Below are 12,257 nucleotides of genomic sequence, written 5' to 3'. Positions count from 1 at the left end.
AACGGCTGTTTGCTCAAGGCCGAAGTGTTTTCTACCCCCTCTGGAGAAGAGCGCCAGACGCCGAGGCACGAATACCAGACTTGTTCACCTCCTCAGGAGGACTATGCCGATGACACGCCGGAAAATGGGGAGACCCTAGTTATATGAGGGGTTGACTTAGCGTCAAAAATGCGTAGAATACGCCACACGTTGATGCGGGGTGGAGCAGTCTGGTAGCTCGTCGGGCTCATAACCCGAAGGTCATCGGTTCAAATCCGGTCCCCGCTACCAATATTTTGAGAGGCAGATCAGTTACTTACTGATCTGCCTTTTTTGTTGCCTACCATTTCAAATTCCTCTGTGCCCATATTGTGCCCACACAGTGCCCAATATTTCCACTGCCTCTGAAGATCAAAAATTTGCATGACCTTCAGGCACCTAGCAGAAATCCCTACCTCACCATAAATTTCCATACTACGTTCTTAGCCGGACAAAGGCGCAGACTCATCATTAGCCTCCTTAACATGAGTTACCAGTTGCTCAATCTCACAATCGAAGTAGTAACAAAGCTTGTCGAGATTATCAGTCACAGTGCTATGGCCTGGATGATTGATAATTTTCGATAACGTCATTCGATTGATACCTGTTTCTTTTGCTATCTCGCCAATCGTAATCCTGCGCCGTTCTTCAAATTCTTTCTCAGCGATCAGCTCTTTTAAGTGATACCGAATCATCTCTTTGTCCAATGTGATCATAAAAATTATCAAAAAGGTGTTGAAATAATCATTTGATCGTTTATATTTATGATCGAACGATTAAATATATTATCAAATGATCACTTGAGCGAGGAGATAGTCTCATGGACTGCACTTTTTTGACAACGGAAGAGCTCGCGTCGCGAATCAAATATGATGCACGCACTATCCGCCAGCAACTCAAAGACAGTGTGCTCATTGAAGGCACTCATTACATCCGCCCCTTTGGGCGTCGGAAAATCCTTTATATCTGGGAAACTATTCAGGAAGAAATGCTGAAAGCGACCCCTCGTGAGCAAGCAATCGCCATTCCAATGGCGAACGGAGGCGTATGCCATGGGTAAGGTTCGCGTCCGCCAAGAGAGCAAAAAGCTTTTTATCGACTTCAGGTATGACGGGCAACGTTTTCGTGAACAAACGCTTCTAGACGACAACGCAAAAAATCGTAAGCAGTTGGAACAGCTTTTACAGCGCATGGAAGCAAAAATGCTGCTCGGCGAATTCAATTATGCAGAGTTCTTTCCTAATAGCAGCAACTTGCAGAAATTGAAGCCCCATCAGCCTACCAATACAGCTGAGCCTCAAGTTGTCAGCGATTCAGACACACCATTCTTCAACGGTTTCTCTGATCAGTGGTTCGACGAAAGCAAAATCCAATGGCGCGCCTCTCACGTCCGCAATGTGAGTTCGATCTTGGATAGCTCACTTAAGCCTGCATTTGGGAAAAAACACATCGGAGAGATCACCAAGGCGGACATCCTGGCGTTCCGCACCAAACTAGCCAAGCGCAGGGGCCGTGGTGCCACGGGGCTGGTATCGCCTAAAACGATCAACAGCCATATGTCCATTTTGCGTATGGTGCTCGATGAGGCGGCCGAGCGTTTCGATTTCGAGACGCCGTACAAAAATATTAAGCCGTTAAAGCTACAGAAGACGCATATCGAGCCGTTTTCGCTACATGAGGTGCAACGCATCATCGATAACGTCCGCGCAGACTATTGCAACTATTACATAGTGCGGTTCTTTACCGGCATGCGCACCGGTGAGGTCGATGGTTTGAAGTGGAAAAACATTGATTTTGCTAAGCGTGAAATCTTAGTACGCGAAACATTGATAAATGGTGAAACGGAATATACCAAGACCGATGGGTCGCAACGAGAAATCCCCATGTTCGGGCAGGTGTACGACGCTCTCAAAACGCAGTACGCCGCCACTGGGCACATGAGTAAGTACGTGTTCTGCAATCAGATGGGACAGCCGCTTGATCACAATAACGTGACAAAGCGCGTGTGGTACCCCTTGCTCAAGTCTCTTGGGCTGACTAAACGCCGTCCTTATCAAACACGCCATACTGCCGCGACACTCTTTTTGGCTTCTGGCGAAAACCCAGAATGGGTGGCGCGAATGCTGGGCCATAGCTCCACCGAGATGCTGTTTAAGGTTTATTCGCGTTACGTCCCCAATGCCACCCGTATGGATGGCTCTGCCTTTGAGCGTTTGTTAGGCAACACCACGCCCACTAAGCCCCAGAAGGAGCAGCGTCATGAAACGGCTTCAACCAGGCGGTTTTTTTATGCTCGCTTGTTAATTATATCCACATCAAATTGTGTGGATCTTTTCTGTATTGCGGTGAAGCCCGGAAGATAAAATGAGTACTGGTCACACGTGAAGCCGCACAAAATATTCCAGTGAGATTAGGGATCGATTGAAGGGTTCAAGAAATTATCGTTGGCTGACGTTAATGAACAGGCTTCTGACTAGTAGCGGTGGGCGACTCGCCCCTGATCAGCGTATTGAGTTTGGTATTGTGCTGACCATTGCTATTGTTACTTCACCCGAAAAACCGCGTTACCATCATGATGATAAATACTACGCATGCATTTCGAGCTGAGAATTTATTGCTTGCCAGGCTTCGGCGAATGTCCATGGCTCTCGATTAAGAAGACCTTAAATGCCTGCCACAACGGGCTCCGATAACGCTCGGGATGCCACACCAATGAAAAGATCCTAGATAGTTCTAGCCCACTCTGCATTGAAACCAATTCCCCCCGCTCAAGCTCCCCCTTCACGCTGCGATACGACAGGCAGCCCAAACCGAGGCCGGCTATCACTGCTTGCTTAATGGCCTCATGTTGACTGAGCTCCATACGCACCTGCAGTCGCTCGACATGATGCAACACGGCAGCCTCAAATATTTCACGTGTTCCTGATCCCAGTTCGCGGAGTATCCAGGGCGCAGCACCAAGATCGACGTCATCAAGCCGCTTCTTCTGGGCCAAGGGATGCTGTGGGGAGCAGACAATCACAAGCTGATCCTCGCACCAAGTTTCGCTCTCCAGGCGCGATTCGTGACATTGCCCTTCGATCAACCCCAAATCTGCATCGAAACGCAGCAGATCCGTAATTACCTCTCCCGTGTTGCGCAACCGTAAGCGAAGGTCCACTTTTGGATTTTCATTGCTGAAGTATCCAGCCAGAGGGGGTAACAGATAGGTACCGGTGGTAGCGCTGGCCGAGACATTAAGGGTGCCCTGTAATTGACTCTCAGGTTCCTCGGCCACAGCCACGAAGTCGGCCATGCCTTCCAGCAGCCGTTCGGCACGGGGTAACAGGTAGCTCCCCATACCATTGAGCCGCAAACGTCGGCCAAGCCGCTCGAAGAGATCGACGCCCAGCTGATGCTCCAGATCAGAGAGTGATTGACTAATAGTCGATTGAGACAGCTTCAAGTGACGCGCAGCAGCGATCACCGTGCCGTCACGAGCCACGGCTACAAAGACTTGTAGCTGGCGAAAAGTCACATGGGGAGTCATATATCGTCTCTACCGAACAGTCATATTGTTATATATTGATAACCATAAAGCATTTTCCTTTCTATGCTAGCCACGGACGCACTAATAAGGAAAAACGTCATGTGGCAAGGTCTGATTCTCTGTAGCACCCTAACTTTGGTAGGCTTTGGCCTAGCTCATCTACCCGGACTAGCTTCCAGTGGTATTAGCCCATTGGTTTTCGCCTTACTTCTAGGCCTGATTGCGGGTAACCTTCCTCTGGCGCGCCGTCTTTCAAGTACTCAATCAGGGTTAAAATTTGCCACACGCTGGCTGCTGCGTAGCGGCATCGTACTATTCGGGCTGTCATTAACCCTGCAGCAAGTCTTCGCCCTTGGTATCGGGGTATTGCTACTAGACCTAGTGGTGATCTGCAGTGTGCTGATCATCGGCTATCAGATCGGCACCCGTATTCTGGGAATGGACCGCGAAACAACATTATTAACAAGTGCAGGTAGTGCCATCTGCGGTGCAGCGGCGGTGCTCGCGACCGAAGCTGTCATCCGCTCGCGTCCGGCCGCCTCATCCATGGCCGTAGCCACCGTAGTGCTCTTCGGCACTCTGGGAATGCTTACCTACCCTCTTTTATACCCGTATTTAGGAATGGAAGAAGCCCTCTTTGGCATCTATATAGGCGCGACTGTTCACGAAGTGGCTCAGGTTGTGGCCGCCGCTGATGCTGTGGGTACCGAGGCAATGGCTAGTGCCGTCATCGTCAAAATGGTTCGCGTGATCCTGTTGTTGCCCTTCCTACTTATCGTTGGGCAATGGTGGCTTCGTCAGCAGACCAGCGACTCGGAATCAGGGACTGGCAAACTGGTGATCCCTTGGTTTGCTTTCGGGTTCATAGCCGTAATTGGGTTCAACAGTGTTATTGACTTGCCTACTAGTCTCCATCAGACACTAGTACTGGCTGGGCAGGTTGCGCTGACCATGGCCATGGCCGCACTGGGATTCGAAACCCGTTTCGAGAAGCTCAAGGCGTTGGGTATACGCCCTTTTATACTGGGGTTAATACTGTTTGTCTTACTTCTAGTGGGTGGTGGCCTAGCTAGTCAGCTCCTGATGGGCTAAATGGGTTCTTTGTCACTTTACGTCGATTGGCCATGTTCCAATATGTGTCCTGTTATCGCGATAACAGGACACATAAGGTTTGTTATGAATAGGCGATTCGCGGAAAGTCCGAACGCGTCAAGTAGCCCTATTTCGGTTCGCCGACTATATAACCCACAGCTGGTAGTTGTTTGGTGGTAAAGCAAATCAAGACGACCGCTTGGGGTTCAAAACTCGCTTTGAGGCGGCCAAAATGCTGGCAGCTGCAGTGGGTCTAGGACGACCACTACAGCTGCCAGCATGGCTGAATACATCACAATGCAGTAGTAATTGTTATTCAACCATCGCCATTACCATCAGCAGTGTTCACATCGGTAGCGTATACGCCGTCTTTACAATGGTATAAAACTCCCGCGCGTAGCTCCCTTGCTCACGAGGGCCATAGCTCGATGCCTTACGCCCCCCGAAAGCAACGTGGTAGTCAACTCCTGCAGTCGGCAAATTAACCATAACCATGCCAGCATGAACCCGCCGCTTGAAGTCACTGGCTGCTTTCAAGGATCCTGTACAGATGCCTGCTGTAAGACCAAATTCAACAGCGTTGGCAACTTCCAAAGCATGTTCAAAATCCCTAACTTTGATGATGCAAGCTACTGGGCCAAAGATCTCCTCTTGGTTGATGCGCATATCAGGGTGTGTATCAACAAAGAGAGTCGGCATTACATAATGCCCATTCGAACGACCACTCGCTGAGGTGCCGCCCAGCAACAGGCGTGCGCCCTCGGATTCACCGATACGCACATACTCGAGAACCTGTTCTTTCTGAGCCTGACTGACCGCTGGTCCGATGTCAGTAGAGGGATCCAGTCCGTCTCCTACTATAAGTTCCTCCATGCGCTTGTGAAGTGCTGCGATGAAACGGTCGTGGATTCCTTCGGTAACTATTAAACGAGAAGAAGCCGTACAACGCTGCCCAGTGGAAAAAAATGCGCCATTTAGGGCACACTCCACTGCAGTTTCTAAATTCGCGTCATCTAATACTACTAGAGGATTTTTACCTCCCATCTCCAACTGAACACGCCCGCCGCGGTCCGTTACAGTACGGCGAAGATGTGTGCCTACGCCGGTAGACCCTGTAAAGCTAACAGCATCGACATCGTTACTCTCTGCGATGGTCTGACCTACCACGGAGCCAGGCCCCATCACTAGGTTAAAGACACCGTCTGGAAGACCGGAGCGACTGATTATTTCTGTTAACGCCCAGACGCAACCTGGTGCAATATCCGCAGGCTTGATAATTACGCAGTTGCCATATGCCAGCGCTGGTGCAATCTTCCAAGCGGGGATGGCAATAGGGAAATTCCAAGGCGTAATCAGCCCCACCACACCGAGAGGTTCTCGTGTTACATCGACGATAACGTCAGGACGAACCGAAGCAATCTGCTCCCCACTAAGTCGCAGCGCCTCCCCAGCAAAAAATTTAAATATTGCACCAGCCCGGTTTGCTTCGCCAATTCCCTCTGCAAGAGTCTTCCCTTCTTCGCGCGTTAGGAGGCGACCTAGTTCTTCCTTACGCGCTAGAATCTCGCTGCCGATTCGATCTAGTATATCAAAGCGCTGCTGCGGGGTTGACTGTGACCAAGTAGGGAATGCATTACGTGCACTCGATATAGCTGATAAGGCTTGGCCACTGTCACCTTGAGCGTATTCTCCAATGATCTCTTCAATGTTGGCCGGGTTGACATTATGGCTGATACCAATGCCTTCTACCCAAGCTCCGCCGATAAAATTCTTGTGCATCAATATAATCCTTATAGTTGTTCGTATTTTATTAGCTCAAAAGACTAATTGTCATAGGGGGGCCGCTCCGATACTGGCACCACCGCAAACGTAGATGACCTGTCCGTTGATATACGCGGCTCCGTCCGAAAGCAAAAAAGCGATGGGTTCTGCAACCTCTTCCGGTGTGCCAAAGCGTTTTCCCGGCACCGTTTTGAGAAGCTCCTCGTAAGCCTCGGAGCCCAGCGGATGATTTCGATCAAATAGCTCGGTGCGAATCGGACCTGGCGCGATAGTATTTATAGTTATACCGGAAGCCGCCAGTTCTAATGCCCAACAGCGCGTTAGACTCAGCAAGCCTGCTTTAGAGGCCGCGTAGGGCGTGCGTTCTGTACGGCCGAGAACCACACGGCTTGATACATTGACAATACGTCCGCGTCCCTTTTTTTGCATACTAGGAACTACTGCTTGGGCACATTGAACTGCTGCACGCAAATTTACCGAGTAATGTAAATCCATATCCTCCACGCTGGTTTCCAAAAGAGAACGTGATTGGGACAAACCTGCATTATTGATCAAGTGATCAATTTCATATTCCTCAACGATCTGGCTCAGGCCTTCTGCCGTTGCTTTGGAATCTACAAAATCAATTTCAAAGAAAGGGCCAGGCGGGTTGATTGGCCGGTGTCGACCGGTGCCAATCACTAAATGGCCGCTCTCGGCCAATAGCTTGGCAGTTGCTGCACCGATACCCCGAGAAGAGCCGGTAACAAGGGTCACTGGCTGCTGCATAAAAAAACCTCCAATTTTATTCACTGCATAATCAGCATGTGTTGTACCGCACTGCGGTACGTCGTACCATTTTTTGATATTCCCAAAAGACTATGCTAGCTTTCTTCGGCAAGCAAGTAATTATGCTGACGAATCACCGAGAGGACGCAATGGAATTACTTAAGTTCGGCGCAGAACAGAAGGCCAACGAGAAAGACCGTTTATTCGTGTCGAGCCTGGCACGGGGAATTTCACTTCTGGCTGCCTTTAGTCCAGATCGCGTATCTATGTCAGCTGGTGACTTAGCACGGGAAACTGGGCTGCCAAAGTCGACAATCACCCGGCTTAGCTACACGTTGAACAAACTCGGTTACCTAATGTTTCGGGAAGATATTGGCCACTATCAATTACATCCGAGAATTTTAACGCTCGGCTATCCAGTGCTGGCCAATATCGATCGCCGACACATTGCCGCACCGCTCATGCAGGACCTAGCTAAGCAATCGGGAGGTACGGTATCGCTCGGCATTCGCGACGGACTCTCAATGATTTTGATCGAGCGTTCTCGAAACCCAACCGTTAGCGCGCTACCTCTCGATATTGGTTCACGCCTACCACTGGCGACAACGGCAATGGGTCAGGCCTACTTCGCCGCCGCGAATAGAGCTGAAAGAAAAGAAATTCTAAAACTTTACCAAGAGCGTCATCCGGAGCAGTACGAAAAAATCCTTAGTCTTCTAGAAAACAGCACGGAGGATTATCGACACCACGGATACTGTAAAGCCATCGGTAGCTGGGAGCATGACGTGAATGCCGTAGGGGCGGCCGTTCGACTCTCTTCAGAGACCTTAGCGGCCTTCAATTGCGGGGGCCCCGATCATCGACTGTCAGTAGAAATGCTCGATGAACTGGGTGAGCGGCTTGTTCAAATGGCCCAGGATTTTCAAATCAGCGAATGGGTAGGGCAATTGCCCCCCCGGCAAGAACGTGAAGGTATTTAAGTAATTATTATACTTTCATAAATAAAAACAATACTCCCTAATCTCAATAGGAGCTTACAACATGACAATTAAACTTGCTCGTCGTAGTTTTCTTAAAACTGGTGTTATGTCCGCAGCAGCAATTGCTATGGGGCCCAAACTTTTGGGATCGATGGCCTATGCAGCTAAGACTCCAGACTATCTCACTCTTGTTGGAGGCGGCCAAGGCGGGGCTTGGTATTTGGGTGCCGCTACCATGGCCGAAATTGCCAAAAATCTATGGCCAAACGTCTCGACAACCGTCACACCGGGCGGCAGTTTGGCTAATTTACAAGCAGTGGGAGGCCGTAGGATCGATATCGCTTACTCCTTCGCTATGGACGTCACTGCTGCGCAGCATGGAAATTTATCTTTTGAGGGGCGACCCATTGAAGGTTTGCGCGCCATTATGTCCACCAACGCAGCGTATCTCAGCACCGTTGCTAAACCCGATATTACGAGCTATAGCGATCTAGCCGGTATGTCGGTAGCTCCAGGCTCGTCTGGCATGACGGGCCTAGCTACGTTCCGAAATGTGATTGAAGAGGTCGGCATCGCCGGCCAGGTCAAAGAAGTTAATACAGATTACCCCGAAATGTCGGGACTCTTTAGTGATGGGATTGTTTCTTCGGCTACTGTCATTGGTTCTGTTCCTCATTCTACCATCAATGAGATTCTCTCTACCGCGGACGGGCACCTACTGAGTATGGATGATGAGTTGGTCGCACGTTTAAGCGCGAAGTATAACTACGAGCGAATGGTCATTCCAGCTGGGACATTTACAAGACAAAAAGAAGACATAGTTACAGCTGGTTCGGTGACTCAGATTGTCACACATGCTGAGTTACCAGAAGAATGGATTTACAAGTTAACTAAGGCTACTTGGGAGAATCGCCAAAGGCTTGTTCAAGCCCACCCCTCTTATAAAGAGTTGACTGAAGAAATGGCTCTTAAAGGCATTCGTATCCCGCTGCATCCCGGTGCGGAGCAGTACTGGCATGAAATCGGATTGCTGAATTCCTGATTACATATCGCGTGGCGCTATTGTGCGCCTAATTCCCTATGGGCAACGTGCGATAGTCCTTAGAAGGTCTATCGCTATTAGGAATGGCCATGTCTTTACCAACAGGACAAATGAAAGTACTACTCACCGCAGAAGACAAAAAAAAGGGACAGGATGAATGGTTCTGCTCGCGCAGGTTACTGACCAGTTCCTGGAAGAGCGGCTGGGGGAGTTGGGTAGCTTTACTGGGGATTATAATAGCCGTCGGTGCCAGCTTATATCACATCTATATACCCTTTGTCGGCGCATACAACACTTTCGTATTGCGTCCATTACATTTGTTGTTAATAGGTTTAGTCGGTTTAATTTTCTTCGACATTCGTGGAAATAAACGAAACTTTTTATCTCCAGACTGGACTTGGGTTATCGACTTATTGATAGCTATTGCCTTGGTCGGCGCTACCCTTAATGCCATTCTTAACCCTACAGGCTTTGAAGAGCGATATGCTTTCTATGCCTTCACTCAGATGGATATTGCGCTGGCTGTAGCCCTGGTCGTGGCCGTGGTCGAACTGGCGCGACGCTGTATTGGCCTACCCATCGCTGTTCTATTATTAATCATGCTAGCTTATGGACTTTGGGGCGGTGACAGCTTTTCTATTTTCCGTCACCGACCAATACCGCCTACCGATCTATTCCTCAGCCTTTATATGACGACTAAAGGAATCTTTGGTTCGCCCATCGGGGTGATAGCCTCTTATGTCTTTTTGTTCATTATCTTCGGGGCGTTTATTGAACGTTCCCAAACGGGAATGTTGATCCAACGTTGTGGTCTGGCAATGACAGGGCGTTCACCTGGGGGGCCGGCCAAGGTCGCTGTAGTGACCAGTGCTTCGTTCGGCAGTATTTCTGGCAGCGCACTGGCCAATGTTATGGCCACCGGGGCCGTCACAATCCCTCTGATGAAGCGCATAGGGTTTAAGCCGCATAACGCCGCTGGTATAGAGGCCGCAGCCTCATCAGGTGGGCAGCTTACTCCGCCTATCATGGGGGCTGTAGCGTTTGTTATGGCCGACATCACAGGTATCCCGTATACCGATATTATTATTGCTGCTGCCTTACCTGCGCTGTTGTTCTATGTGTCTCTTTTCATGGCGATTGATCTGACAGCCCGGCGAGACAAGATGGACGGCGTACCCGATGAAATGATGCCGAAGAAGGGTGAAATTTTGCGCTTGGCACATATGATCATGCCTCTGATTGCCCTTGTGGCGGTATTGGTAGCCGGTTATTCGCCCATGATGGCCGCCCTGTCCGGTCTAGGAACTGCGATCGTTGTCGCTTCCTTTCGGGCAGAGACTCGCCTCGGGCTAAGAGACATCATCCAGTGCCTTCATATCGGCGCCCGGACGACTGTCATTGCTACGATCGCCTGTGCTGCTGCTGGCATCGTTGTCGGTGTGATCAACGAAACAGGGTTCGGACTAAGACTCTCTAGCCAGTTGCTGACGATCACTGGTGGCAGCATGTTCCTAGCGCTTATTTTGGTCATGATTACCTGCGTTATCCTAGGGATGGGTATGCCAACAGTTGCAGCATATATTGTCACTGTTGCTATTGGTGGTCCGATACTAATCGAGCTGGGTGTGCCGGTCATTGCTGCGCATATGTTCGTGCTCTACTTTGCAGTTCTCTCACTTATTACTCCCCCTGTGATGATAGCTAGTTTCGGCGCCGCCGCCTTAGCGGAGGCCAAAGTAGCCGCTACGGGGAACGCGGCGGTCAAGTACGCTGGTATGGCATTCATGATGCCCTTCATCTTCGTCTATAACCCTCAACTGCTGATTATTGGAAGCGATATGGGGCCCTTAGCTCTGGCATATACAGTGATTACCGCTGTAGCCGGTGCCGTTGCCTTCGGTGTTGCAGTCAGTGGATACCCTGCAAAGACAATCTTTGAGCGGCTTCTCTACTTAGTTATCGCCTACTGCCTGGTCGATCCATCTCACTTACTTAACCTTTTTGCCCTGGCACTTGCCGGAGCTCAAATCGCGACTCGTTACGTACTCGCTCGTCGCATCAGCAACCTTAACGTTAATAAGGAATACAAATAATGACTAATCTAGCTCAAGCGAGCTCTAAAGCTTATCACCATATCCAGGTACAACCGCTGGCAGGGTCCCTGGGCGCCGAGTTGCTTAACGTAGACCTTTCACGTTTGAGCGAGGAAGTATTCGAAGAAATCCATCAAGCATTGCTCGAATACTCGGTTATTTTCCTCCGCGACCAGACACTAACTCCAGAGGAGCATAAAGCCTTCGGCAAGCGTTTCGGTACACTCAACATCCACCCAACCTATGAGCCGTTACCGGGACACGAAGAGATACTTGCAGTCGTAAAAGAGAAGGATGCTAAGCATAATATCGGCGACACTTGGCATACCGATGTAACCTTCCTACCAACTCCCCCGATGGGCTCTATTCTCTACGCCCGTGAAATTCCGCCTTATGGTGGTGACACGCTGTTTGCCAACCTAAGCATGGCTTATGATGCACTTTCTGACGGTATGAAGCAGATGCTTGAGGGCCTCAATGCGGTGCACAGTAATGCGTATCTTCTTGGCGGAAAAGACGGTAGCGAAGATCGTAACCAGAGCCGCTCAACGAAACTGCGTGAGGATAAACGCCAAGAGCTAACAGCGGTACACCCTGTAGTTCGCACCCACCCAGAAACGGGGCGAAAATGCCTCTTCATAAACGAAGCTTTTACCCAGCGTTTCGAGAATATGACCCGCGAGGAAAGCCAACCGCTTATAGATTATCTTGTCCGTCATGCCACCCGACCAGAATTCACCTGTCGCTTTCGCTGGAAAAAAGGCTCCATCGCATTCTGGGATAATCGCTGCACTTACCACTATGCGCTCAATGACTACCATGGCTATCGTCGAGAAATGCATCGTGTAACCATCAACGGTGATCGCCCAGTATAATTGCTACTCCTCTTATGACAGAGCAGGCCATACTTCCATAGTCAGACTGCTGCATGCTTAGCCCTATTTTAATAGCCA

11 protein-coding genes and 1 tRNA gene are annotated in these 12,257 nt (G+C 49.9%); 8 read left to right on the top strand and 4 right to left on the bottom strand.

The genetic code is table 11. The features are described from left to right. Positions 1-193: 193 nt before the first annotated feature. Positions 194-270 (top strand) — tRNA-Met (locus AC13CN_RS03610). Between the two features lie 191 nt (positions 271-461). Here the strand turns inward: AC13CN_RS03610 and AC13CN_RS03605 are convergent. Then, on the bottom strand, positions 462-734 hold the full coding sequence (locus AC13CN_RS03605; protein WP_483053020.1) for a helix-turn-helix domain-containing protein: 273 nt from the start codon (positions 732-734) through the stop codon (positions 462-464). 104 nt (positions 735-838) lie between these two features. Here AC13CN_RS03605 and AC13CN_RS03600 point away from each other — a divergent pair, with 104 nt between their 5' ends. Both AC13CN_RS03600 and AC13CN_RS03595 read left to right on the top strand, forming a co-directional pair. After that, the gene (locus tag AC13CN_RS03600; protein WP_062374905.1) at positions 839-1,078 is read left to right on the top strand and encodes a hypothetical protein; all 240 of its coding nucleotides are present in this window, start codon (positions 839-841) and stop codon (positions 1,076-1,078) included. Further along, positions 1,071-2,381: a tyrosine-type recombinase/integrase gene (locus AC13CN_RS03595; protein ID WP_483053019.1), complete on the top strand. Its 1,311-nt coding sequence runs from the start codon at positions 1,071-1,073 to the stop codon at positions 2,379-2,381. The genes AC13CN_RS03600 and AC13CN_RS03595 overlap by 8 nt, the downstream gene beginning before the upstream one ends. A 248-nt stretch (positions 2,382-2,629) precedes the next feature. Here AC13CN_RS03595 and AC13CN_RS03590 read toward each other — a convergent pair whose 3' ends face one another. After that, the gene (locus AC13CN_RS03590; protein ID WP_483053018.1) at positions 2,630-3,547 is read right to left on the bottom strand and encodes a LysR substrate-binding domain-containing protein; all 918 of its coding nucleotides are present in this window, start codon (positions 3,545-3,547) and stop codon (positions 2,630-2,632) included. 99 nt (positions 3,548-3,646) lie between these two features. Here AC13CN_RS03590 and AC13CN_RS03585 point away from each other — a divergent pair, with 99 nt between their 5' ends. Beyond that, positions 3,647-4,639, top strand: a complete 993-nt coding sequence (locus AC13CN_RS03585) for a YeiH family protein (protein ID WP_483053017.1) — start codon at positions 3,647-3,649, stop codon at positions 4,637-4,639. 345 nt (positions 4,640-4,984) lie between these two features. Here AC13CN_RS03585 and AC13CN_RS03580 read toward each other — a convergent pair whose 3' ends face one another. Further along, positions 4,985-6,418, bottom strand: coding sequence for an aldehyde dehydrogenase family protein (locus AC13CN_RS03580; RefSeq protein ID WP_483053016.1), 1,434 nt, complete (start codon positions 6,416-6,418; stop codon positions 4,985-4,987). A gap of 51 nt (positions 6,419-6,469) precedes the next feature. Further along, entirely contained in the window at positions 6,470-7,189 is a 720-nt protein-coding gene (locus tag AC13CN_RS03575; RefSeq protein WP_483053015.1) for an SDR family oxidoreductase, read from the bottom strand. Positions 7,190-7,338: 149 nt separating this feature from the next. Between AC13CN_RS03575 and AC13CN_RS03570 the strand changes: the two genes are divergently transcribed. From AC13CN_RS03570 to AC13CN_RS03555, 4 genes are all read left to right on the top strand, one after another. Then, complete coding sequence (locus AC13CN_RS03570; RefSeq protein WP_483053014.1) at positions 7,339-8,169, top strand: IclR family transcriptional regulator; 831 nt, start codon at positions 7,339-7,341, stop codon at positions 8,167-8,169. Positions 8,170-8,230: 61 nt separating this feature from the next. Next, positions 8,231-9,211, top strand: coding sequence for a TAXI family TRAP transporter solute-binding subunit (locus tag AC13CN_RS03565; protein WP_483053013.1), 981 nt, complete (start codon positions 8,231-8,233; stop codon positions 9,209-9,211). A gap of 89 nt (positions 9,212-9,300) precedes the next feature. Continuing rightward, positions 9,301-11,304 carry a TRAP transporter permease gene (locus AC13CN_RS03560; RefSeq protein ID WP_483053012.1) on the top strand — a complete coding sequence of 668 codons (2,004 nt, stop codon included), beginning with the start codon at positions 9,301-9,303 and terminating at the stop codon, positions 11,302-11,304. Then, the gene (locus tag AC13CN_RS03555; protein WP_483053011.1) at positions 11,304-12,179 is read left to right on the top strand and encodes a TauD/TfdA dioxygenase family protein; all 876 of its coding nucleotides are present in this window, start codon (positions 11,304-11,306) and stop codon (positions 12,177-12,179) included. The genes AC13CN_RS03560 and AC13CN_RS03555 overlap by 1 nt, the downstream gene beginning before the upstream one ends. The last annotated feature ends 78 nt before the right edge of the window (positions 12,180-12,257 follow it).

The sequence above is a fragment of the Vreelandella sp. L-25 genome (assembly GCF_056857535.1).
The sequence above is the reverse complement of the archived record's forward strand: the minus strand, read 5'-3'. Positions and strand labels throughout refer to the sequence as shown.

Excerpts from the sequence above, each read along its gene's own strand:
- AC13CN_RS03595 (WP_483053019.1), top strand. The coding sequence starts at position 1,071 with ATGGGTAAGGTTCGCGTCCGCCAAGAGAGCAAAAAGCTTTTTATCGAC.
- AC13CN_RS03565 (WP_483053013.1), top strand. The coding sequence starts at position 8,231 with ATGACAATTAAACTTGCTCGTCGTAGTTTTCTTAAAACTGGTGTTATG.
- AC13CN_RS03600 (WP_062374905.1), top strand. The coding sequence starts at position 839 with ATGGACTGCACTTTTTTGACAACGGAAGAGCTCGCGTCGCGAATCAAA.
- AC13CN_RS03605 (WP_483053020.1), bottom strand. The coding sequence starts at position 734 with ATGATCACATTGGACAAAGAGATGATTCGGTATCACTTAAAAGAGCTG.
- AC13CN_RS03585 (WP_483053017.1), top strand. The coding sequence starts at position 3,647 with ATGTGGCAAGGTCTGATTCTCTGTAGCACCCTAACTTTGGTAGGCTTT.
- AC13CN_RS03590 (WP_483053018.1), bottom strand. The coding sequence starts at position 3,547 with ATGACTCCCCATGTGACTTTTCGCCAGCTACAAGTCTTTGTAGCCGTG.
- AC13CN_RS03560 (WP_483053012.1), top strand. The coding sequence starts at position 9,301 with ATGTCTTTACCAACAGGACAAATGAAAGTACTACTCACCGCAGAAGAC.
- AC13CN_RS03580 (WP_483053016.1), bottom strand. The coding sequence starts at position 6,418 with ATGCACAAGAATTTTATCGGCGGAGCTTGGGTAGAAGGCATTGGTATC.
- AC13CN_RS03570 (WP_483053014.1), top strand. The coding sequence starts at position 7,339 with ATGGAATTACTTAAGTTCGGCGCAGAACAGAAGGCCAACGAGAAAGAC.
- AC13CN_RS03575 (WP_483053015.1), bottom strand. The coding sequence starts at position 7,189 with ATGCAGCAGCCAGTGACCCTTGTTACCGGCTCTTCTCGGGGTATCGGT.
- AC13CN_RS03555 (WP_483053011.1), top strand. The coding sequence starts at position 11,304 with ATGACTAATCTAGCTCAAGCGAGCTCTAAAGCTTATCACCATATCCAG.